Below are 23,108 nucleotides of genomic sequence, written 5' to 3'. Positions count from 1 at the left end.
TCAGTGGAACAGGCGGCCGTCACGCACCAGCTCGCGCGGGTAGCTGTTCTTAATGCGGCTGCCGACGCGTTTAGCCAGGCCAATCGGCTGCTGCTGGTAGGTCACAATCACTTCATCACGCTGCGGCGGCGCATCAGGAAAAATATCCCGGCCGCGATACCACTCCAGCGCCTCGTCGGCGCTCAGCTCAAACGCCCGATCTGCGTCCGGCTGCGCCAGTGCGATCACCGCTTCATGCTGCCAGCGATAGCCTTTGGCAAAGGTTTCGGCCAGCTTGATACCGATGCGAGAGAAGCGAACGCTGCCGAGCAGCGGCGTAATCGCCTCGGGAAACAGCCAAATCTCTTTGTCGCGCTGCCACAGCGTCAGGTCCTCGCCCCACTGCAGGCCAACCGATGCCGCGGCCTGAGTCACCTCCGCCGCCACCTTTTTATTCAGCGGCGTAAAAGGCAGTTTGCCCAGCTTGTAACCGGGCTGCGGCAGCGGCGGCACCGAGTCGGTTTTACGCAGGCGCGCCACGAAGAAGCCTTCGCTGTCGAACAGCTGCGGAAAAACGTGCAGATACCCTTCTGGCGTCAACGCCTGCCCGGCGTCCGCGAAGAGCGCGTCGAGCGGAACGACCTCTACCGCCTGCGGATAGCGCGCCAGCAGCCAGGCAATAACCTGCTGGTTTTCAATCTGGTTCAGGGTGCAGGTGGAATAGACCAGCGTGCCGCCAGGCTTCAGAGCATGAAACGCGCTCTCCAGCAGGTCGCGCTGAGTGGCAGCGATAGCCTCGGTGCTGCTCAGCGACCAGTTTTTCAGCGCGTCGGCATCTTTGCGGATGACCCCTTCGCCTGAGCAGGGCGCGTCCAGCAGCACGGCGTCGAAACGCTCCGGCAGCGCCGGGCCGAAGACGCGCGCGTCAAAATGCGTCAGCGCCACGTTGCTGACGCCGCAGCGACTGACGTTGGCGTGCAGTACCTTAACGCGGCTGGAGGAGAACTCGTTAGCGAGGATGGCGCCGCGGTTGTTCATATGCGCCGCTATCTGCGTAGTTTTCGAACCCGGCGCCGCCGCCATATCCATCACCGTTTGCGCCTGAGGCGCGGCATCGAACAGCGCGCTGACCGGCAGCATCGAGCTCGCCTCCTGAATGTAAAACAGGCCGCTGAGATGCTCCGCCACGCTGCCGAGCGGCAGGCTCTCGTCGTCTCGCTCAATCCAGAAGCCTTCCGCGCACCAGGGCACCGGCGCCAGACGCCAGCCATAGCTCGCCGTCTGAGCGAGAAAATCGGCGACGCTGATTTTAAGCGTATTGATGCGGATAGAGCGGCGCAGCGGCTGTTGGCTGATGGCGATAAAGCGCTGCAGTTCAGCATCGTCGGGCAGGGCGTCGCGCATCAGATCAAGGAAGTCAGAGGGGAAAAGGTCGGCCACGGCAGGTTCCAGATAGGCATTGAGGTCAAAAACAGGGCGGCAGTGTAGCACGAAAATGAATGCGGGACGCTTCGCGCGTCGGTCGGTAACGCCCACGCTTTGATATTTCAGCCGTCTGAAAGGGTTTTCAGACGGCTGACGAGATCAGGGCTGCGGCTCAGGGATCGCCGTCCCCCAGCTGCGCCAGTTTTTCGGCGCTTCATCCTGCAGCAGGAAGTGCTTGTCCGCGCCCGCCTGCGGCGCCAGCGGCACCGTCGGCGGGGTAGCGAACTGAATCCCGCCGCGAATAAACTGCTGGAAGGTGCCGGTTTTCACCACGCCGCCGATCAGTCCGAAGTCGAGGTTATAGCCTGACGCCAGCCAGAACACCGAGTTGTTGCGCACCAGATGCTGATACTTCTTGCTGATGCGCAGCGCAATCTGCACGCGATCCGCCATATTGCCCAGCGAGGTCCCGGTGACGGTGCCCACCTCGACGCCGCGGAACAGCACCGGCGTGCCGACAGAGAGCGAGCCCGCCTCGGCGGCATCGACATAAATCGTCAGCCCGTTCAGGTAGCGGGAATCGGTAATGGTGCTCTCCTGCAGCTCAAAAATCCGCGCCGGACGCCCCTTGCCGGGATCGACGTTGACGTAAGGCTGCAGCAGCGTTTCCAGATGGTTGACGCCAGCCGGAGAGATTTCAGGCGATACCACCGAGAAGTGACTGCCGCTGCGCGCGAAGTCCTGCACATACTCTGGATAGAGCACCGCCTTCGCTACCACCTGGTTGTTATCCTGGCTGAGCGACAGCGACTCGACCTGGCCGATATTGATGCCCAGATAGCGAATCGGCATGCCTTCCGACAGCTTGCTGGCGTCATAGGTATGCAGCGTAATCTGGCTGCCGACCGCACGCGCAGCCGTCTCGGATGGATAGAGCGTGCGCTTGCTGCCCCTGGCGTTCGCCGCGCCGCTCATATTATCGAAGCTGATGGCACCGCGCAGCGCGCGGTTCAGCGGCGACGCCTGGACGGTCAGGCCGCTGCCGTTAAGCTGGACGCGGGCGCCGCCTTCCGCCCAGAACACGCTCTCGCTGGTCAACAGCTTGCGATACTCCGGCTTGATATGCACGGCAATATCGAAGGCGCTGGCGCGCGGCGTGACGTCGACGATTTCGCCCACTTCATATTTGCGATAAAGCACCACCGAACCGGCCTGCACGTCCGGCAGGCTGTTGGCGGTTAGCGTTAGCGTTGTCGAAGGGCGATTGCCGACAATGCCTTCCTCCGCCTTTTCGGCGTCGGCAAACAGCGGATAGGCGGATTTCACCTCGCCCTGCTTGCCGGGCTCCAGGCGGATGCCGCCGTCGACCCATTCGCGCGCGCTGGCGCCCAGTACCTTCATGCCGTCGAGACCGAACTTCACGTCGAGTCGGCTGTTGACGATAAACTTGCTGTCGCCGTGCACCAGGTTGCGATAGGCCGGCTCAATCGCCGCCACGAACTGAATGCCTTTCTCATTCAGCTCGCGCGAAATCACCTGGCCTATCTTCATGCCGTGCAGCATTACCGGCTGACCGGCGTCGATGCCGTAACTCTCCGGCGCGCTGAGCTTCACCGTCAGCACGTCGGGCTTCTGCAGCAGCGACTCGTTGGCGGGCAGCACGGTAAAGTGGCTTTGCGGCTCGCCGTCGCCCGGCACCAGCTCCAGCGTATTGCCGGTCAGCAGGCTGCTGAGGTTGGTATCGGTAAGGCTCACTTTCGGACTGCGCATCTCAATGCGCGTGCCGCTGCGCATCAGGCTCACCACGGACGGGTCGAGGGTCAGCTCGCCCGTGACTTTGCCGCCGTTCAGCAGGTTAAGTTTGGTCAGGCTGCCGACCTCCAGCCCCTGATAGATCAGCGGCGTGCGGCCCGCTTTCAGGTTGTTGCCGTCGGGCAGATCGAGCGTGACCACCACGCCGCGCTGGCTGCGCGCCAGATCGGGGTAGAGTTTGTAGTTCTGGTCAGTTTTCGCCTGCGGCGAATCTTCCGGCGAGTCAAAGGCGATAGCGCCGTTGACCAGCGCCGCCAGGCTCTCCAGTTCCACCTTCGCGCCGCTCAGGCTGACGTCGGCGCTCAGCCCTGACACGTTCCAGAAGCGGCTGTTGGTCTTGACCAGATTATTGAAGCGGCGTTCGATCAGCACGTCGATGGTGACGCCATCCGTCTTGCTGTTGATGCTGTAGTCATAGACGCGGCCCACCGGGATCTTGCGGTAGTAAACCAGCGATCCTGAGTTGAGCGCGCCGAGATCGGGCGCGTGCAGATGGACCAGCAGCTCGCCGGTGTTCACGCGATACTTCGGCTGGGTATCCTGCGCGACGAAGTTTTCGCGCGGCTTGCCGCTGCCCGGCATCATGCCGATATAGTTGCCGCCCACCAGCGCGTCGAGGCCCGAGACGCCCGCCAGCGACGCTTTCGGCGTCACCAGCCAGAACTGGGTATTTTCGCGCAGCGCCTCTTTCATGTCGCTCTTGATGCTCGCCTTAATCTGGATGGTGCGGTAGTCGTCGCTCAGATTGATGCCCTGCACGGTGCCGACCTCCACGCCCTGATAGCGAATAGGCGTGCGGCCCGGCACGATGCCGTCCGCCGACTGGAAGTTAATGGTGATCACCGTGCCGCGCTCTTCATAGTTGGTCCAGAGCAGCCAGCCGGCGATCAGCATGGCGATGATCGGCAGAAGCCAGAATGGAGAAACCTTACGTTTGCTGCGCAGCGTCGCGTTAGTCGATGTAGTCGGCGTTTCCTGTTGCATGTGCATCCCAAAGCAGGCGGCTGTCGAGCCACTCAACGGCCATAATGGTCAGGATCACCGCCGCGCCGAAGTAAAACGCGGCGGGTCCCATGGTAAAAGCCAGCAGCTGATCGCGATTGACCAGCGACATGGTTAATGAAATCACAAAGAGGTCCAGCATGGACCAGCGGCCTACCCAGGTGACGACCCGCAGCAGGCGAATGCGGGTTTTCAGTCCCTGTTCGCAGCGGAAGTGAATGCTGAGCAACAGCGTCAGCATCACCAGCACTTTGGTGAAAGGCACCAGGATACTGGCGATAAACACCACCGCCGCGACCGGAATATTGCCGGAGGCCAGGCCGAGGATGCCGGAAAAGATGGTGTCCTCGCGCCGCGAACCGTTCAGGTAGACCACAGAGATCGGCAACAGGTTGGCGGGGATCAGCAGCACGATCGAGGCGATCAGCGCCGCCCAGGATTTTTGCAGGCTGTGGCGACGCCGGAAGTCGAGCGGCGTATGGCAGCGCGGGCAGCGGCCGCGCGCGTCCGGCTCACCGGTATTGTGGCAGTTGAGGCAGACCTGCAGCCTGTCGCGTGCGATCGTATTCTGCTTCTGCGGATAGAAATGTTCCCACAGCTGCTCGACGTTAAGGTGGATCAGGGTCAGCAGGCTCAGCAGCGTCAGCGTCAGGTAGGCGGCCAGCCCGTAGCCGACCTCCAGCGAGGCGTAGTCCTGCACTTTAATCGACGCCACCGCGATACCCACCAGGTAGATGTCGAGCATCACCCACTCTTTCACTTTCTCCAGCATCAGCAATACCGGACGCAGGTTCATCCCCAGACGATGGCCGAGGGTCAGATAGCCGATGCCGGCCACCAGCGCGACCGGCGCGCCGATGGTGCAGAACGCCACCATCGAGGCCGTCAGCACGTTCCCCTGTTCCGCCATCTGGATTACGCCGCCTAGCAGGCTGGCGTTAATGCGCATGCCGAGCAGGCGGATATCCACCAGCGGCAGGGTAAAGGCGAAAGGCATCAGCACCATAATCATCGCGGCCATGACCGTCAGCCGCGTCATCGACCAGTCGCGCCCGCTGATAATTTGCGCATGGCAGCGTGGACAATAGGCAGACTGATGCGATTTCACATCCGGTAAGGAAAAAAGGGTATCGCATTGCGGACAACGCTGATAACGTGCGTGGGGCAATGGCTGGCTGATAGCGTGAATTTTCATAGGGTGATGCAGGTTTCGCCCAGATATTTGTCGCTGTGACCGGATGCGGTCGTGGGGCAAAAAAACGTTTTTACGTTTCCGGCATCCCCGCAAGGGGCCCACGTTTCGATCCACAAAAATCTAAGGTTATAGCAACTAACGCTATGATTCACCTTGTGGCGGTGGATATTTAGTGCTTATTTTAACGGGCGGTTAATTAAAGCCGCTCTGTTGTTAATGTTAATGGTTAAAGAATGAACAAAACTGCCTTTTACGATGACTTGAATCGCGACATGCGCGCGTTGCTTGCGGGGGAGAGATCGTTTCTCGCCGCGCTGGGCAATTTCAGCGCGCTGCTGTATGAACGCCTTGAGGGCGTCAACTGGGCGGGCTTCTACCTGCTGACGGAAGCCGACACGCTGGTGCTGGGGCCTTTCCAGGGCAAAATCGCCTGCGTGCGCATCCCGGTAGGCAAAGGCGTCTGCGGCACGGCGGTAGCGCAGGATAAAGTGCAGCGCGTCGACGACGTGCACGCCTTTCCCGGCCATATCGCCTGCGACGCCGCCAGCAACGCCGAGATCGTGATTCCTCTGAAAGTAAACGGCGCGCTGGTAGGCGTTCTGGATATCGACAGCACGGTGTTCAATCGCTTCGACAGCGAGGATGAGACAGGGCTGGTTGCACTGACTGATGGGCTTTGCGACGTGCTGGCGGACAGCGATATCGAAAAATTTTTGCAGCTGACGCGTAGCTAATCGACTGGATCGCATGGTATTTGGCGATGTTGTCATTATAATGTCGCCTGTTCATGCCTGCTCTGGTCGGCAAATCCGTTGTAATCAGGAAATTTCATGGAAAATCAACCTAAGTTGAATAGCAGTAAAGAAGTGATCGCCTTTCTGGCGGAACGTTTTCCAAACTGCTTTAGCGCCGAAGGTGAGGCGCGTCCGCTCAAAATCGGCATCTTTCAGGATCTGGTCGAGCGCGTTCAGGGCGAAATGGGTCTGAGCAAGACTCAGCTGCGTTCGGCGCTGCGTCTCTATACCTCCAGCTGGCGTTATCTCTACGGCATCAAAGCCGGCGCGACGCGCGTCGATCTCGACGGCAACGCCTGCGGCGTGCTGGACGAGCAGCACGTGCAGCATGCGCGTCAGCAGCTGGAAGAGGCGAAAGCGCGCGTTCAGGCGCAGCGCGAGCAGCAGAAAGCCGCGAAGCGCGAAGCAGGCGAAGAGGGCGCAGAACCCCGTCGTCCGCGTCGTCCGGCCGCACGCAAGCCAGCCGAAGGCGAAGCGCCGCGTAAAGCGCGTCCTCAGTCGCCGCGTCCGGCCGCTCAGGATCGCAAACCGGCTCAGCGCCCTGCAGCGCAGGCGAAACCCATCACCGATACCTCAACTTTGCAACCTGGCCAGAATATCAAAGTCAAAGCAGGCAAAAGTGCGATGGACGCCACCGTTCTCGAAGTGTCAAAAGACGGCGTTCGGGTACAGCTCGCTTCCGGCATGGCAATGATTGTGCGCGCAGAACACTTGCAGTTCTGAAACGGAGGCTGACCCCGGCATGAACACCCTGTTAAAAATCGGTATGATTGCGGGCCTGCTACTGGCAGGCCCTTCATTTGGCGCCGAGAATATTACCCGCGTCGATCAGATCCCCCAGCTTCACGAAGATCCGCAGGATCCTACCGTCAGTGAACGAGTGACCTCGCGCTTTACCCGCTCTCACTATCGCCAGTTCGATCTCGATCAGGCCTTTTCGGCGAAGATTTTCGACCGCTACCTGAACATGCTCGACTACAACCACAACGTGTTGCTGGCTTCGGACGTGGCGCAGTTCGCCGACAAGAAAAGCACGCTCGGCGACGAGCTGCGCAGCGGCAAGCTGGATGTCTTCTACGATCTCTATAATCTGGCGCAGAAACGCCGCTTCGAGCGCTATCAGTACGCGCTCGACGTGCTGAAGCGCCCGATGAACTTTACCGGCAACGACACCATCGATATCGATCGCGCTAAAGCGCCCTGGCCGAAAGATCAGGCGGAGCTGAACGCGTTATGGGATGCCAAGGTAAAGTATGACCAGCTCAGCCTGAAGCTGACTGGCAAAGATGAAAAAGAAATTCGCGATGTGCTGACCAAACGCTATAACTTCGCTATTCGCCGCCTGGCGCAGAGCAACAGCGAAGATGTGTTCCAGCTGGCGATGAACGCCTTCGCGCACGAAATCGATCCGCACACCAACTATTTGTCGCCGCGCAATACCGAACAGTTCAACACCGAAATGAGCCTGTCGCTGGAAGGCATCGGCGCGGTGCTGCAAATGGATGACGACTACACGGTGATCAACTCGATGGTCGCGGGCGGTCCTGCGGCGAAGAGCAAAGCGATCAGCGTCGGCGACCGCATCGTCGGCGTCGGTCAGCCGGGCAAGCCGATGGAAGATGTGATCGGCTGGCGTCTCGACGACGTGGTAGCAAAAATCAAGGGGCCGAAAGGCAGCAAAGTGCGTCTTGAAGTGCTGCCTGCAGGCAAGGGCACCAAAACCCGCACCGTGACCCTGACGCGCGAGAAGATCCGCCTTGAAGATCGCGCGGTGAAGATGAGCGTGCACAACGTCGGCAAACAGAAAGTCGGCGTGCTGGATATTCCGGGCTTCTATGTCGGTCTGACCGACGACGTGAAGGTGCAGCTGCAGAAACTGCAGAAGCAGAACGTCGACAGCGTGGTGATCGATCTGCGCACCAACGGCGGCGGCGCGCTCACCGAAGCGGTTTCGCTTTCCGGTCTGTTTATCCCCAGCGGTCCGGTGGTGCAGGTGCGCGACAACAACGGCCGCGTGCGTGAAGACAGCGACAACGACGGCGTCGTCTACTACAAAGGCCCGCTGGTGGTGCTGGTGGACCGCTTCAGCGCCTCGGCGTCGGAAATCTTCGCGGCGGCGATGCAGGACTACGGTCGTGCGCTGATCGTCGGCGAACCGACCTTCGGAAAAGGCACCGTGCAGCAGTATCGCTCGCTGAACCGCATCTACGATCAGATGCTGCGTCCGGAGTGGCCTGCGCTCGGTTCCGTGCAGTACACCATCCAGAAGTTCTACCGCATCAACGGCGGCAGCACCCAGCGTAAAGGCGTCACGCCGGATCTGCTGATGCCGACCGGCGTGGAAGCGGCGGAAACCGGCGAGAAGTTTGAAGATAACGCGCTGCCGTGGGACAGCATCAACGCGGCGACCTACACCAAAACCGGCGACGTCAAGCCGCTGGTGGCGCAGCTGACCAAACAGCACGAAGCGCGTATCGCCGAGGATCGCGAGTTCCAGTACATCATGAAAGATATCGCCCGCTTCAATGCGATGAAGGACAAGCGCAATATCGTGTCGCTCAATCTCGCCCAGCGCGAAAAAGAGAACCATGAAGAGGATGCGCTGCGTCTGGAGAGGATTAACGCGCGCTATCAGGCGGAAGGCAAAAAGCCGCTGAAGAGCCTGGACGATCTGCCGAAAGATTATAAAGAGCCCGATCCTTATCTCGACGAGACGGTAAGAATCGCCAACGACCTGGCGCAGCTGGATAAGTCCCAGCCCGCCTCGTCGACCCCCGCCGCGCAGTAAGCGCAGGGTAGTGAAAAGCACCGCGTAGCGGTGCTTTTTTTTTGCCTGGAAACAGGGAACGACCCGCGCAAACCCGGCCATGCGGCGAAAGCGTGACTAAATGTAAAGTTATGTCTTTTTAGGCACTTAAAGGTTAAGGTCGCTTGAAATGCGCTGCGATGACCCTAGGATAAGGATCCGCGCAGTCAGCGCATGAACAACTGAGGAAGATTAACTTTTATGATGCGTATTGCTCTTTTCCTGGTGACCAACTTAGCTGTGATGTTGGTCTTTGGGCTGATCCTCAGCCTTACAGGGATCCAGTCAAGCAGTGTTCAGGGCCTGATGATTATGGCAGGCCTGTTTGGCTTTGGCGGTGCGTTTGTTTCACTGCTGATGTCGAAGTGGATGGCGTTGCGTTCGGTCGGCGGTGAGGTGATTGAACAACCCCGGAACGAAACGGAGCGCTGGCTGATGCAGACCGTTGGGCGTCAGGCGCAGCAGGCGGGCATCGCGATGCCGCAGGTCGCTATCTACCACGCGCCCGACATCAACGCATTCGCCACCGGCGCGCGCCGCGACGCCTCGCTGGTCGCCGTCTCGACCGGACTGTTGCAGAACATGAGCCGCGACGAAGCGGAAGCGGTGCTGGCGCACGAGATCGCGCATATCGCCAACGGCGACATGGTGACCATGACGCTGATTCAGGGCATCGTGAACACCTTCGTGATCTTCATCTCGCGCATTATCGCGCAGGTGGCGTCGGGCTTCCTCTCCGGCAACCGTGACGGCGAAGAGAGCAGCAACGGCAATCCGCTGGTCTACTTTGCCGTGGCGACGGTGCTGGAGCTGGTGTTCGGCATTCTGGCCAGCATCATCACCATGTGGTTCTCGCGCCACCGCGAATTTCACGCCGATGCCGGTTCTGCGAAGCTGGTAGGGCGCGAGAAAATGATCGCCGCGCTGCAGCGTCTGAAAACCAGCTACGAACCGCAGGAGCCGAGCAGCATGATGGCGTTCTGCATTAACGGCAAAAACAAGTCGCTGAGCGAGCTCTTTATGTCGCACCCGCCGCTGGATAAGCGTATCGAAGCGCTGCGCAGCGGTCAGTATCTGAAGTAACCGCTCATGTAATAAAAAGGCGACTCCCTGGAGTCGCCTTTTTTATGGACGTCACTGCGCCGCGGCACGCTTTTGCGACAGTCGCGACAGGCTGAAGAGCGCAGCGACGCTGGAGAAGAACCCGGCGAGGATCAGCGAAGCGTGCGTGCCGCCCTGATCGAACAGGGTGAACATCAGCGCCACTAGCGCTGCGCCGCTGCTCTGACCCAACAGACGCGCGGTGCCCAGCATGCCGCTGGCGCCGCCGCTGCGGTTGCGCGGAGCGGAAGAGATAATGGTGTGGTTATTCGGCGACTGGAACAGGCCGAAACCTGCGCCGCACAGCGCCATACGCCAGATAATATCCCAGTCCTGCGGCTGCGCAGGCAGCAGCGCCAGCAGAAACAATCCCGCCGCGAACAGCGCCAGGCCGATGCCCCCCAGCAGCCCGGCGTGAATATGCTCAATCAGGCGTCCGGCAATCGGCGCCAGCACCATAGTCGCCAGCGGCCAGGGCGTCAGCAGCAGGCCGGTTGCGACCTCGTCGCGTCCCAGCACGTTCTGCAGGAAAAAAGGCAGCGATACCATCGCCAGCATCTGAGCGCAGAAAGAGCAGACAGAGGTGCATATTGAGAGGCTGAACAGCGGAATGCGCAGCAGATCCACCGGCAGCAGTGGCACTGTCAGACGCTGCTGCCGACGCACGAAGAACCAGCCGAGCACCGCCAGCACCGCCACCTCAACCAGCGCCAGCGCCCGGTTGCCGCCCTGGGCGAAACCGGTCAGCGCATAGATGAGAAGGCCGAAAAACAGCGCGTTCATCAGCGCGCTCGGCACGTCGAATTTCTGCGCCTTCGCTTTCTGGGCGTTCTCCGGCAGGAAGCGTAGCGCCAGCCACAGCGCAATCACGCCCAGCGGCACGTTAATCAGGAACAGCCACTTCCAGCTGGCGAACGACAGGATTGCCGCCGCCACCGTCGGCCCGGCAGCGCTGGAGACCGCAACCACCAGCGAGTTGATCGCCATGCCGCGACCCAGGTGACGCTGCGGATAGATAATGCGGATCAGCGCGGTGTTGACGCTCATCAGCGCCGCGCCGCCAAAGCCCTGCAGCACGCGCGCCAGCGTCAGCATCGAAAGCGACGAGGAGAGGGCGCAGAAGGCCGAGGTCAGGATAAACAGGCCGAGCCCGACCTGATAGACCCGGCGATAGCCCAGCATATCGCCGAGAAAAGAGAGCGACAGCAGCGAGGCGACGATAGCGATTTGATAGGCGTTGACGATCCAGACCGACTGCGCCGGGCTGGCGTGCAGGTCGCGCGCGATGGTCGGCAGCGCCACGTTGGCGATAGCGCCATCCAGCACCGCCATCATAATACCCAGCGCAATAGTAAAAATAGCGCCGTACCGCTGTGGAGCGGGCAGGCCATCCTGAAAAGGTGTCGGGGACATAGAGTAAAAAAATGAAGTGGGTGAATATCATCATGCTAATGAATTTGCTGCTGAAACGCACCGTCTTTAGCGCAAAAAGCGGGGTTATGCTATGTCGTGCGGTGACAGGTGGGGGAGTGGCGCGCTATATTGGTCATCTGTTCCGATTTTATTAAAACAATTTTAAAAAAGGATGCGCGATGGCCGCCAGTGAAAACGATAAACAACCCGACGCCGTTTCCTCCGTTATGAAGGTGTTTGGCATCCTGCAGGCGCTGGGCGAAGAGCGCGATCACGGCATTACCGAACTGGCGCAGCGCGTGATGATGTCGAAGAGCACCGTTTACCGCTTCCTGCAGACCATGAAGACGCTGGGTTATGTGACGCAGGAAGGCGAGAGCGAAAAATATTCTCTGACGCTGAAACTGTTCGAACTGGGCGCGAAGGCGTTGCAGAATGTCGATCTTATCCGCAGCGCAGATGTGCAAATGCGCGAGCTTTCTCGACTGACCAAAGAGACAATTCATCTTGGGGCGCTGGAAGAGGACAGCATCGTCTACATCCATAAAATCGACTCGCTTTATAATTTGCGTATGTATTCGCGCATTGGACGGCGCAATCCGCTGCACACCACGGCGATCGGCAAAGTGCTGCTCGCATGGCGCGACCGCGCCGAAGTAAACGAGATCCTGAAAGAGGTGGAGTTCAAGCGCAGCACCGCCAACACCATCGTCACGCGCGAAGCGCTGCTCGAAGTGCTCGATCAGGTGAAGGCGCAGGGCTTCGGCGAAGATAACGAGGAGCAGGAAGAAGGGCTGCGCTGTATCGCCGTGCCGGTTTTCGACCGTTTCGGCGTGGTTATCGCCGGTCTGAGCATCTCTTTCCCGACGATCCGCTTCTCGGAAGAGGCGAAAAGCGACTATGTCGCCATGCTGCACCGCGCGGCGCGCACGCTCTCCGCCGAGATGGGCTATCACCACTACGATTTCTGATAAAAAAAGCGGGCGAACGCCCGCTTGATCTTCCAGTGAATAGTCAGCGCGGCTCAGCTGGCCGCGTGCCGCTTAATTGTCGATCACCTCTCCGCTCTTTTTCAGCAGCGGGCAGTCGCTTACGCCGATAACGCCGCTATCGGTATGCAGATACTGGGCGGTAATCAGACCGCGCGCGGTAAGGTAGTTGCACTGCAGGCCCAGACCCGCTGCGTTTTTAGCGCTGCCGGTCAGCACGCCATAGCCGGTAAACAGCATGGCGACCCAGATAACGGCGAGCAGAACGATCGCCCGAATAAAGAGTTTCATTTTTTCTCCTTGTGATACATAAGGCAGCTGTCCACCTTGCGCCGCCGCCCGTAATATTAACAGCTTGCCTCGCTTTGTCTGCCGAAGCGATCGGAGATTGCTGAAAGCGAGGCGTCAGGCAATTCTGCATTAAGGCGCATAGCCTGGTCAGCTGCGCGCGCAGCAGGTAGAATCGGCGTCATCGATATTTTTCCGTTTTTGAGGCAGTTATGAACGAATTAGGCGCAACCACCGATCCGCTGTTTAGCTATGGCGTACTGGCGGTCACTATCATTGTGGCGTTTATTGCCTGGTTTTTCGTTAACCGGGCCAGCGTGCGCGCCAGCGAACAGATCCAGCTGCTGAGCCAGCTGCTGGAAGAGCAGAAAAAACAGAATGCGCTGCTACGGCGCCTGGTGGAAAGTCAGCGCGTGGAGCAGGAAAAGCCGGAGACGGAAGAGCCGCGCGAATTTATCCGCATGATCCCGGAACGCTAAGGTTCCTGAATCTGGCAAGGAGGCGAAATGCCCTGGCAAAATCCCTGGTACGACGCCAGCAAAGCGCACCATACGCCTGAAGGCTTCCGCAATCCCGAGCCGGATCCGCGCCAGCCTGGCGATCTTGATCGCTGGCGCAAAGAGCGCAAGGCGGCAGGACTGCCATTGCCCCCGCAGGCGGGCTATGACCAGTTCAGAATGCGCTGGTGGCAGCCCGCCGATCTCGCTGGGGAGGACGATCGCGTCTGGTGGTTAGGCCACGCGGCGATGTTGCTGCGCCTTAATCAGCGCTATCTGCTGATCGATCCGGCGCTCTCGACGCGCGCCTCGCCGCTGCCCTTTGCCGGACCGAAACGCAAAACCCCGCCGCCGCTGCGCATTCAGGATCTGCCGCGCCTCGACTACGTGCTGATATCCCACAATCACTACGATCATCTCGACTCTGCCACCATCAGGCGCATTCTCCGCCGTTTCCCTGAGGCCACCTTTCTGATGCCGCTGGGGCTGGAAGGCTGGTTTAAACGGCGCGGCGCGCGCCACGTGCGCCAGCTCGACTGGTGGCAGAGCCGTCAGGAAGAGGATCTTACTCTGACCGCCGTGCCGGCGCGTCACTGGAGCATGCGCACGCCCTACGATCGCAACCGCTCGCTCTGGTGTGGCTGGGTCGTGCGCAGCAAGACGCTTAATTTCTGGTTTTCCGGCGACAGCGGTTTTTCTGAGCATCTGGCGGAAATCCCGCGACGGCTCGGTCCTTTTAATCTGGCAGCGTTGCCGGTCGGCGCCTATGCACCGAAATGGTTCATGCAGAGCAGCCATATGGATCCCGATCAGGCGGTTTCATTATGGCGGCTAACGGGTGAGCCGCTGGCCCTGCCGATCCACTGGGGCGTCTTTGAACTGGCTGACGAATCGCTGGATGAGCCTCCGGCGGAATTACTGCGCGCCATTCAGCGCAGCGGAGAGGATAATGGCCGCTTTGCACCGTGGAGAATAGGGGAGAGCCGCAGCCTGGAAAATATAAACCAGGAAAATTCCTAAATAACGACGTTTATCCCCATGCGGGTATTGGGTTCAAGAGAAGAATTATTCAGGATCAAAGAATAAATGGTAATAAGAAATAAGTGGTGCTCTGCTTTTTATTGGGGCAGCGCTCATTTTTATTTTCCTGATTTTGGTGCAAAAGCATTTATTATCTGCGCCAGCAAAAATGAGAGCCCGCTATCGTTAAAGACGAAAAAGGCGGCGCATTTTAGTTTTACGGTTTCGCTTAAGAAGAACGAATGCCATAATACTGCAATAATCTATCCGTAAATTAATCCGTTACGGTGAACAAGGTTGGACGAAGACGCGGTTGTCCGCTAAAGTTATTCGCATCTTCGGCGGGTTGATGGATAGCGCTTTTTCAGCTACCTCTGGATGAGTTATGTACCAAAATGAACAAAGCGAGTCGCTGCTTTGCAAATTTTGTGCGACGCGTCCACGGTCGATTAAAAATGCCTTGCCATTAATTTGCGGATATGTGATAACAATTCTTGGGTCAAACGAGGTACAGTTCTGTTTATGTATGGCATCTTCAGTAAAGAAGTTACGAGTAAAAACGTTGACGTTGAATACCGCTTCCTTGCCGAACCTTATTAGTGCCTCATTCAGTAACGTCTCTGGTTTCTCTGTAGGTCTGCCTTCGGGCAAAATAAACACTCTAAGGAATTTGCAAAATGGCAAAGATTAAAGGTCAGGTTAAGTGGTTCAACGAGTCTAAAGGTTTTGGTTTTATTACTCCTGCTGACGGTAGCAAAGACGTGTTCGTACACTTCTCCGCTATCCAGGGCAACGGTTTTAAAACCCTGGCTGAAGGCCAAAGCGTTGAGTTCGAAATTCAGGACGGCCAGAAAGGCCCGGCTGCAGTCAACGTAACCGCTATCTGATTTCGTGCCAGCTCGGTGCCATGCACCACTGAAAACGAATCCTGTAAAGCCCTGGCCATCTGGCCGGGGCTTTTTCTTTGCGCTTTCGATACGCCAGCGAACAGAGTACACTGCGGCGCTCTTGTTAATGGAGTTCGTATGTTGCTGATTTGCCCCCTCTGTCATCTCCCTTTGCAGCCTGAAAACCGCAGCTGGCGCTGTGAAAACCGCCATCAGTTCGACCAGGCGAAAGAGGGCTACCTCAATTTGCTGCCCGTTCAGCATAAAGGCTCGCGCGAGCCTGGCGACAGCCCGGAGATGATGCAGGCGCGGCGCGAGTTTCTGCAGGCGGGCTACTATCAGCCGCTGCGCGACGGCGTGGTGGCGCTGCTGCGCGAAAAGCTGCAGGACGCGGGCGCGCTGCTCGACATCGGCTGCGGAGAAGGCTATTACACCTCCGCGCTCAGCGCGCTGGGCGGCAAGGTATACGGGCTGGATATCGCCAAAAACGCCATTCGTCTGGCGGCGAAGCGCTACCCTGACGTGCAGTTCTGCGTCGCTTCTAGCCAGCGTCTGCCCTTCGCCGACGCTTCGCTGGATGGCGTCGTGCGTATCTACGCGCCCTGCAACGAGGCGGAGCTGACGCGAGTCGTCAGGCCTGGCGGCGTGCTGCTGACCGTTACGCCCGGGGCGCATCATCTGCAACAGTTCAAGGCGCTGATCTATCGCGAAGTGCAGCTCCATGCGCCCGAAGAGAAGTGCTACAGCGGCTTTAGCGAAGAGAGCCAGCAGTCGCTGCGCTACGCGATGCACCTGAGCGGCGACGCGGCGGCCACGCTGCTGCAGATGACGCCTTTCGCCTGGCGCGCGAAGCCGTCGGTGTGGGGTGAACTGCAGGCGTCGAAAACCTTCGAATGCGACGCCGACTTCCGTCTGACGCTATGGCGGCGCGATTAGCGCGCCTCCACCAGCGTATGGTAGATGCGTTCCAGATCGTCGAGCTGCTGCACGGCAATCAGCAGGCGACGCTGCTCCAGCTGCATCACCAGAATGCCGTCTTCGGAGAGATTAATGCTCTGGATGCGTTCATAGGCTATCCAGAGGCCGCCATAAAACAGCCCGTCGCGTTTCATCAGCAGCGCTGGGCGGCGCAGCCAGAAGAGCCAGAAGGCGAGAAAGAGGAGCACCATCAGCAGAGTGGTGGTGAGCTGCGGCCCCTGATGCGTCACATTATTCCAGAGTAAAATCGCCAGCAGCCCGATAAATATCAGGCTGTCGATCTTGTGCCTGCGCCGCAGCGCCACGCTCAGGCGCGTCGGGCCTTTGCGGCGCGGCAGAATAAGGTCGTTGTAGAGAGAAAAAAGCAGCAGCGCGGCGATGCAGAGCGCGATGAGGCCGTCCGTTAGTGTCATCACATTCTCCTGAGGCGATACGGCGGAAAAGCGGGGAAGAGGCCGGGCGCGGCGCGCCCGGCGAGAGTACTACAGGCCAAGCAGGCCGATCCAGTAGCCGAAAATCCCGATAACGAAGAAGCCGACGATAATCCACAGCGCGTTGACCTTGCGGCGCAGCAGCCACATACAGGCGAAGGTCAGCAGCAGCGGCACGATCCCCGGCATCAGCTGATCGAGGATGGTCTGAACCGTGGTGACGGTCGTCTTTCCGGTCTGGTCGGTAACGCGCGACACCACCAGCGGAATATTAACGTGCGTCCACTTGTTCACCAGCGCGCCCATGACAAACAGGCCGAGAATCGACGCCCCCTCCGTGAGCTTCTGCAGGAAACCGCCGCCCATGTCGCTGACGATATCGATCCCTTTGCGGTAGCCGTACGCCACGCCGTAATAGCGGGTCAGCAGACGCGCCAGATTGAACAGCACGAAGAAAAGCAGCGGGCCCAGCAGGCTGCCGCTCATGGCGATGCCTGCGCCGAGCGCGGCGAAGACCGGTCGCACGGTGCCCCAGAAAATCGGGTCGCCGACGCCCGCCAGCGGGCCCATCAGGCCGACTTTAATGCCGTTGATGGCGGCGTCGTCGATGGCTGCGCCGTTTGCGCGCTGCTCTTCCATTGCCATGGTCACGCCCAATACCGGCGCGGCGACGTAAGGATGGGTGTTGAAGAACTCCAGATGGCGCTTGATCGCCTGACGGCGCGCCTCGTTATTTTCCGGATAGAGGCGGCGGATCACCGGCACCATCGAGAAACAGAAGCCCAGCGCCTGCATACGCTCGAAGTTCCACGACCCCTGGAACAGGTTCGACCGCAAAAACACGCCGCGGATGTCGCCTGGGGTGAGTTTCTTTTGCGTTGTAGTTGTATCTACCATGTTGTCACCTGTTCCTTAGTCAAGTTCGTTATCGAGATCGTTGTTTGCCGGACCCGCCGCAGGCGCGCCCGCCACGCGGTTATATTTCGGCGCCAGCTGGATATAGAGCACTGCCATGACCACGCCGATGACGCCCAGCGCGACCAGGTTGAAGCTGGTGAAGGCCGCGGTGACGAAGCCGAGGTAGAAGAAGGGCATCAGATAGCCTGCGCGCATCATATTGATGACCATCGCGTAACCGACCACCACGATCATGCCGCCGGCGATGTTCAGGCCGTTGGTGACCACTTCAGGGATCGAGCTAAGCAGGGAGTGAACCGCGCTGGTGCCGACGGAAATCGCCACGATCAGCGCCGGAATGGCGATACGCATTGCCTGCAACACCAGCGCCGAAACGTGGATCCACGAAATCGCCGTCAGGTTGCCTTTCTCCGCCGCCTTATCGGCCGCGTGCTGGAAGGCCACGGTGATGGTGCGCACGATAATCGTCAGCACCTGGCCCGCCGCTGCCAGCGGAATCGCCAGCGCAATGCCCGCGCCGACGCTCTGACCGCCGGCGATAACCAGAATGGTGGAGATAATTGAGGCGAGAGCCGCATCGGGCGCCACGGCGGCGCCGATGTTCATCCAGCCCAGCGCGATCATCTCCAGCGTGCCGCCGATGATAATGCCGGTTTTCATATCGCCGAGCACCGCCCCAATCAGGGTACAGGCCACCAGCGGACGGTGAAACTGAAACTCATCCAGAATCGAACCCATACCCGCAATACAGGCCACGACAAATATCAGGATGATTTGTAGCGAGGTTATTTCCATCATATCCCTTCTCCTCAGGAGGATAGCGTTAACTGGCCCGCAGGCGCAGCTGGCGGCGTTTTACGCATTGACCTTCGCAATCAGGTCCATCATTTTCAGTTTTTGATCGCTGGAGACCTTACGGACTTCCAGCTCGATATTGCGTTCATTGAGCTTACGGAACGCGGCGATATCTTTGTCATCGACCGAGACGGCGTTATTGACCTGAGTTTTACCCTGGCGAAACGCCATGCCGCCGATATTGACCGACTTAATCTCCACGCCTTGCTCGACCACGCGCAGCACGTCGGTGGGATTAGTAAACAGCAGCATCACGCGGTCGCGACCATATTTCGGGTTATTCCAGACGCGCACCATCTTGTCGACGTCCACCACGTGCGCGGTCACGCCGGGCGGCGCCACCTGCGTCAGCAAGGTTTTGCGGACGTGATCTTTTGCGACTTCGTCGCTAACCACGATAATGCGCGAGACATTGGTCTCTTTGGTCCAGCGCGTCGCCACCTGACCGTGGATCAGGCGGTCGTCGATGCGCGCCAGCCCGATTTTCATATGTTCGCCCGGTGCCAGCGGCTGCGCTGGGGCAGGCGGCGCTTTAGCGGCAGGGGCGGCGGCTGGGGCAGGCGGCGCGGCAAGCTCGGTTTTCTGCGCCTTAACGCCTTCGCGACCCGTTTCTACCGCGATGCCAACCAGTTCGGCAAAGCTGGGATCGTCGTCGCGCGCCATCAGCGTTTCCACCAGCATCGGAATATTGACGCCGGCGATGACATCGTAATTTTCTTTATCCAGCACCACGCGGCTGGCGGCGTTGAAGGGACTTCCGCCCCAGGTATCCACTAAAAACAGCGCCCCTTTCGACGTATCCAGCTTTGCCAGCTGCGCCTGATATTTTTCAATAAGCGTTTCTGCATTTTCGCCGGGCACAAAGTCGATCCATCCGACGTTCTCCTGTTCGCCTAACAGCATCTCTGCGGTTTTCAGCAGTTGCTCGGCTGCCCAGCCGTGTGTACCAATTACTATCGCAATGGTCACTTGCTACCTCCGTTCGCTAAAGAAATTCGTCTGGAGTCGACGAATCGTTATGAGTTATCGCTACGGTTATCTGGCGACAAACGTAGTCAAAATATCTGAATTAATGCATCATTCTCCGGGCGTCCTGAATGAGTCGGTGAGTCGCGATTTATTTTAGTGCGCGAAAAAATAATTTATGTGACGGTCGTCAGTAATCAGACGGCTGAACTCGCCTTAAACCATGTTTTTCTGCGAATCACCGCTGAATCATTTGTAAATGAAAGAAAATTTTTTGACGTAAATTACTGGCCTGTTACATTAACGATCTGTTTATTACTCAGGAGTAACGGGTTTCAGCCCACCTTTATGGATCGTCACCGACGTCGCTTAACCACTTTGATGCGCGCATCCGCGCTTTCCTTCACGCCTGACGGCGTACCTGCAGTTCACCCGATTGTCTTTCTGTCACGTCACCACACGACGCTGGCACGATATCGTTCAGTCTGTCTCTCGTTCAGGAGTCAATGATGGAATTTCTCTTCGACCCCTCAATCTGGGCCGGTTTGCTCACGCTTGTCGTACTGGAAATCGTGCTTGGTATTGATAACCTGGTGTTTATCGCCATTCTTGCCGACAAGCTGCCGCCGAAGCAGCGCGATAAGGCGCGTCTGATCGGCCTGTCGCTGGCGCTGGTGATGCGTCTGGGCCTGCTGTCGCTGATCTCCTGGATGGTCACGCTGACGCGCCCGTTATTTAGCGTAGGCGAGTTTAGCTTTGCAGGACGTGATTTGATTCTGCTGGTGGGCGGGGTCTTTCTCTTGTTCAAAGCGACGATGGAGCTGCATGAGCGGCTGGAGAACCGTCAGCTTGAGCATCAGGGGAACCGCAGCTACGCCAGCTTCTGGGCGGTGGTGACGCAGATTGTGGTGCTGGACGCGGTCTTCTCGCTGGATGCGGTGATCACGGCAGTCGGCATGGTGAACCATCTGCCGATTATGATGACGGCGGTAGTGATCGCCATGGGCGTAATGCTGCTGGCCTCGAAGCCGCTCACCAACTTCGTCAACGCGCATCCTACCGTGGTGGTGCTCTGCCTGAGCTTCCTGCTGATGATCGGCCTGTCGCTGGTGGCGGAAGGTTTCGGCTTCCATATCCCGAAAGGGTATCTCTACGCGGCGATCGGCTTCTCTATTCTGATCGAGCTGTTTAACCAGATTGCGCGCCGCAACTTTATGCGCCATCAGGCGCATCGCCCCATGCGCGAGCGCACCGCCGAGGCGATTTTGCGCCTGATGGGCGGCCGTCAGCGTCCGGCCCAGCCTGCGGTTAACGAAGAGTCGCCTCTGACGCAGGCGATGCCGCAGGAGGCCTTTAAGGATGAAGAGCGCTATATGATCAACGGCGTGCTGACGCTGGCGTCGCGCTCTATCCGCAGCATAATGACGCCGCGCGGCGAAATCTCCTGGGTTGACGCCGAGCGTCCAATGGACGAGATCCGTATTCAGCTGCTCGACACGCCACACAGTTTGTTCCCGGTGTGCCGCGGCGAGCTGGATGAAATTATCGGCGTGGTGCGCGCCAAAGAGCTGCTGGTGGCGATCGAACACGGGATGGATGTGGCAACCTTTGCCGCCGCGTCACCTGCTATCGTCGTGCCGGAAACGCTGGACCCGATTAATCTGCTGGGCGTGCTGCGCCGCGCCAAAGGCAGTTTCGTTATCGTCACCAACGAGTTCGGCGTCGTGCAGGGTCTGATAACCCCGCTGGACGTGCTGGAAGCGATCGCCGGCGAATTCCCCGACGAGGATGAAACGCCGGACATTATCGCCGACGGCGACGGCTGGATTGTTAAAGGCGGCACCGACCTGCATTCGCTTCAGCAGCTGTTCGACGTCAACGACCTGGTTAACCCGGATGAAGATCACGCCTCGCTGGCGGGTCTGCTGATTGGTCAGAAAGGCCAGCTGCCGCTGCCGGGCGAGGTGATCGATTTGCCGCCGCTGCACTTTACTATCCTTCAGGCGACCGACTACCGCGTCGATCTGGTGCGCGTCACCAAAGATAAGCCGCACGAGGATGAGGAAGAGGCGCCGTAATCAATCTAAATCTGTAGCGAGTTTATCGAACAGACGATGATGCTGTTCAACGCGTGGGTGAGAGGGGCCGAAGAGCAAAGCGTCCCGCAACAGGGACAAAAACGCCGGGAGCGTTTTTGAACAACGCGGTGCGTTGGCCCGTTTACGGGCGCACCTCAGGGAAGAGGTGCGTATCTGCGGGCCGAGCGAGCAAGGATGCGTAAAGCGACTTTGCGATCGGGCCCTCTCATCCACGCAGGCATCCGCTCTTACAGGCAAGCTAAACGGCGCATATGCGCCGTTTTTTACGGGCTCAGCTGCGCCTGATGCTGCGTCAGCCAGGCGGGAAAATCCTCAATCGGCATCGGCCGCGCGTAGTAATAACCCTGCAGCAGATCGACGCCGCGCTCGCGCAGATAGGCGGCCTGCTCGGCGGTTTCGACCCCCTCGGCCACCAGGCTGATATTCAACCGCTGCGCCAGCGAAATCACCATATCGGTCACCGTGGCGTTAATGGCATCGGTGCCGATCGCCGCGGTGAAAATCTTGTCGATCTTCAGCACGTCCGGCTGCAAATCCTTCAGATAGGAGAGCGAGCTGTGTCCGGTGCCAAAGTCGTCGATGGCCAGGCGTACGCCGATGCTGTGCAGCTGCGAAATCACCTTCTGATCCACCACCGGCAATGCGTCGCGTTCCGTCAGCTCCACCACCAGCTTCGGCAGCGGATTCGCCGGCCACCACAGCTGTTGCAGATCGTCGACGATGGCGCGATCGCGAAAGTGGCTGGCGGCCACGTTAATGGCGATATGAAACGACGGACAGCGCGGCAGATTCGGCAGCTGCGCCACCGCTTTATCGATCACGAAGCGCGTTAGCGGCGCGATAAGATTCTGCCGCTCGGCCAGCGGAATAAACACGTCCGGCGGGATCCAGCCCTGACGCGCGTTATGCCAGCGCAGCAGCAGCTCGATGCCGTCGCACTCGCCGCTCTGGGCGTTAATCAGCGGCTGGCAGTAGACCATAAATTCATTCGCGGTAATGCCGTAGCTGATCTGCCAGCTCAGGCTCATGCGATTCGCCGTCGCCAGCCAGACGATATAGCCGATCAGCAGGCTCAGCAGCAGCGCCAGCGGCAGCTGCGACGGCAGCGACATCATCGCCAGGCGTGCCGGCGAAGGACCGTAGAGCGTAATGGCGAAAGGATAGCGCAGGGAACCCTGATCGTAGCTGACCTCATCTTCTGATGGCATCGCCGGCTCAATCAGCGGATTGCCGTACTCCAGACTCTCGCCGCCGACGCTGAAGATGGCGCGCTCTACCCAGGGAAGCTGCGGCTCCAGCAGATAGGTGCTCATCAGCTCGATATTGATCGCCTGCAAAATGCCGGAGCGGTTATCGAGGGACTTAGGCGTCCACAGCAGCAGGATCGGTGAGCCCTTAAGCAGGTAGTTGTCGGTGGTCAGCATCATGCGCTGATTATTAATCGCCAGCTCGGGATAGGTCTGGCTAAAAGGAATGGCGCGCGGGCCGTAGATGCTGGAGCAGTAGATGGTGTCGTTTTCCACCAGCAGAATGGCGCGTACGGTCTGCAGCGCGGAAATTTTCTCAATAAGCGGAAAGCGCACATCCTGGCAGGGCACGCCGACCAGCCCCAGCGTATTGTTCGCCGAAACGTCGAGCGGCGAAAACATGCGG

Annotated in this window: 20 protein-coding genes and 1 pseudogene; 11 read left to right on the top strand and 10 right to left on the bottom strand. The window is 59.1% G+C overall.

All coding sequences use genetic code 11. The features are described 5' to 3' along the window. From rsmF to yebS, 3 genes are all read right to left on the bottom strand, one after another. Positions 1-1,419: a 16S rRNA (cytosine(1407)-C(5))-methyltransferase RsmF gene (rsmF, locus tag HA46_RS04475; protein WP_143807582.1), complete on the bottom strand. Its 1,419-nt coding sequence runs from the start codon at positions 1,417-1,419 to the stop codon at positions 1-3. A 144-nt stretch (positions 1,420-1,563) separates the two neighbouring features. Beyond that, positions 1,564-4,200, bottom strand: coding sequence for a PqiB family protein (locus tag HA46_RS04470; protein ID WP_033791249.1), 2,637 nt, complete (start codon positions 4,198-4,200; stop codon positions 1,564-1,566). Then, on the bottom strand, positions 4,169-5,413 hold the full coding sequence (gene yebS / locus HA46_RS04465) for a membrane integrity lipid transport subunit YebS (RefSeq protein ID WP_033791248.1): 1,245 nt from the start codon (positions 5,411-5,413) through the stop codon (positions 4,169-4,171). Before yebS ends, HA46_RS04470 begins: the two co-directional genes overlap by 32 nt. Positions 5,414-5,646: 233 nt before the next feature. Here yebS and HA46_RS04460 point away from each other — a divergent pair, with 233 nt between their 5' ends. The 4 genes from HA46_RS04460 to htpX all read left to right on the top strand — a co-directional run bounded on the left by HA46_RS04460 (position 5,647) and on the right by htpX (position 10,096). Then, positions 5,647-6,147 (top strand): GAF domain-containing protein, encoded by a 501-nt coding sequence (locus tag HA46_RS04460; RefSeq protein WP_033791247.1) that lies wholly within the window; start codon positions 5,647-5,649, stop codon positions 6,145-6,147. 96 nt (positions 6,148-6,243) lie between these two features. Next, on the top strand, positions 6,244-6,930 hold the full coding sequence (gene proQ, locus HA46_RS04455; RefSeq protein WP_084882296.1) for an RNA chaperone ProQ: 687 nt from the start codon (positions 6,244-6,246) through the stop codon (positions 6,928-6,930). A gap of 19 nt (positions 6,931-6,949) precedes the next feature. Next, positions 6,950-8,995 carry a carboxy terminal-processing peptidase gene (prc, locus tag HA46_RS04450; RefSeq protein ID WP_033791246.1) on the top strand — a complete coding sequence of 682 codons (2,046 nt, stop codon included), beginning with the start codon at positions 6,950-6,952 and terminating at the stop codon, positions 8,993-8,995. 219 nt (positions 8,996-9,214) lie between these two features. After that, a complete protein-coding gene (htpX, locus tag HA46_RS04445) occupies positions 9,215-10,096 on the top strand; it encodes a protease HtpX (protein ID WP_033746579.1) in 882 nt (293 codons plus the stop codon). 51 nt (positions 10,097-10,147) lie between these two features. Here htpX and HA46_RS04440 read toward each other — a convergent pair whose 3' ends face one another. After that, positions 10,148-11,527 carry an MFS transporter gene (locus HA46_RS04440; RefSeq protein ID WP_033791245.1) on the bottom strand — a complete coding sequence of 460 codons (1,380 nt, stop codon included), beginning with the start codon at positions 11,525-11,527 and terminating at the stop codon, positions 10,148-10,150. 179 nt (positions 11,528-11,706) lie between these two features. Here HA46_RS04440 and kdgR point away from each other — a divergent pair, with 179 nt between their 5' ends. Further along, on the top strand, positions 11,707-12,498 hold the full coding sequence (gene kdgR, locus HA46_RS04435; RefSeq protein WP_033791244.1) for a DNA-binding transcriptional regulator KdgR: 792 nt from the start codon (positions 11,707-11,709) through the stop codon (positions 12,496-12,498). 72 nt (positions 12,499-12,570) lie between these two features. On the opposite strand, the gene HA46_RS04430 is transcribed toward kdgR, so the two are convergent. After that, a complete protein-coding gene (locus tag HA46_RS04430; RefSeq protein WP_033746584.1) occupies positions 12,571-12,807 on the bottom strand; it encodes a YobH family protein in 237 nt (78 codons plus the stop codon). A 209-nt stretch (positions 12,808-13,016) separates the two neighbouring features. Here HA46_RS04430 and HA46_RS04425 point away from each other — a divergent pair, with 209 nt between their 5' ends. The 5 genes and pseudogenes from HA46_RS04425 to rlmA all read left to right on the top strand — a co-directional run bounded on the left by HA46_RS04425 (position 13,017) and on the right by rlmA (position 16,144). Next, on the top strand, positions 13,017-13,283 hold the full coding sequence (locus HA46_RS04425) for a YebO family protein (protein ID WP_033791243.1): 267 nt from the start codon (positions 13,017-13,019) through the stop codon (positions 13,281-13,283). A 27-nt stretch (positions 13,284-13,310) separates the two neighbouring features. Next, entirely contained in the window at positions 13,311-14,321 is a 1,011-nt protein-coding gene (locus HA46_RS04420) for an MBL fold metallo-hydrolase (RefSeq protein WP_084882295.1), read from the top strand. Positions 14,322-14,843: 522 nt separating this feature from the next. Beyond that, a pseudogene (locus tag HA46_RS20690) lies at positions 14,844-14,977 on the top strand (DUF2627 domain-containing protein). A 21-nt stretch (positions 14,978-14,998) separates the two neighbouring features. Further along, positions 14,999-15,208, top strand: coding sequence for a transcription antiterminator/RNA stability regulator CspE (gene cspE, locus HA46_RS04415; protein WP_003852684.1), 210 nt, complete (start codon positions 14,999-15,001; stop codon positions 15,206-15,208). 138 nt (positions 15,209-15,346) lie between these two features. After that, positions 15,347-16,144 carry a 23S rRNA (guanine(745)-N(1))-methyltransferase gene (rlmA, locus tag HA46_RS04410; RefSeq protein WP_084882294.1) on the top strand — a complete coding sequence of 266 codons (798 nt, stop codon included), beginning with the start codon at positions 15,347-15,349 and terminating at the stop codon, positions 16,142-16,144. On the opposite strand, the gene HA46_RS04405 is transcribed toward rlmA, so the two are convergent. From HA46_RS04405 to manX, 4 genes are all read right to left on the bottom strand, one after another. Then, positions 16,141-16,599 carry a DUF986 family protein gene (locus HA46_RS04405; RefSeq protein WP_084882293.1) on the bottom strand — a complete coding sequence of 153 codons (459 nt, stop codon included), beginning with the start codon at positions 16,597-16,599 and terminating at the stop codon, positions 16,141-16,143. The two genes, rlmA and HA46_RS04405, sit on opposite strands and share 4 nt — an antisense overlap. A gap of 69 nt (positions 16,600-16,668) precedes the next feature. Continuing rightward, positions 16,669-17,514 (bottom strand): PTS mannose transporter subunit IID, encoded by an 846-nt coding sequence (locus tag HA46_RS04400; RefSeq protein ID WP_084882292.1) that lies wholly within the window; start codon positions 17,512-17,514, stop codon positions 16,669-16,671. 15 nt (positions 17,515-17,529) lie between these two features. Then, complete coding sequence (locus HA46_RS04395; RefSeq protein ID WP_033791404.1) at positions 17,530-18,330, bottom strand: PTS mannose/fructose/sorbose transporter subunit IIC; 801 nt, start codon at positions 18,328-18,330, stop codon at positions 17,530-17,532. Between the two features lie 60 nt (positions 18,331-18,390). Further along, positions 18,391-19,359 (bottom strand): PTS mannose transporter subunit IIAB, encoded by a 969-nt coding sequence (manX, locus tag HA46_RS04390; protein WP_033791238.1) that lies wholly within the window; start codon positions 19,357-19,359, stop codon positions 18,391-18,393. Positions 19,360-19,865: 506 nt separating this feature from the next. Here manX and HA46_RS04385 point away from each other — a divergent pair. Continuing rightward, positions 19,866-21,434: a TerC family protein gene (locus tag HA46_RS04385; protein ID WP_084882291.1), complete on the top strand. Its 1,569-nt coding sequence runs from the start codon at positions 19,866-19,868 to the stop codon at positions 21,432-21,434. 284 nt (positions 21,435-21,718) lie between these two features. On the opposite strand, the gene HA46_RS04380 is transcribed toward HA46_RS04385, so the two are convergent. Beyond that, on the bottom strand, positions 21,719-23,108 hold a 1,390-nt coding region (locus tag HA46_RS04380; RefSeq protein ID WP_143807581.1), incomplete at its 5' end, for an EAL domain-containing protein.

The organism is Pantoea septica (genome assembly GCF_002095575.1).
GTDB lineage: Bacteria > Pseudomonadota > Gammaproteobacteria > Enterobacterales > Enterobacteriaceae > Pantoea > Pantoea septica.
Note: the sequence above shows the minus strand (reverse complement) of the source record. Positions and strands in the feature narration are given on the sequence as shown.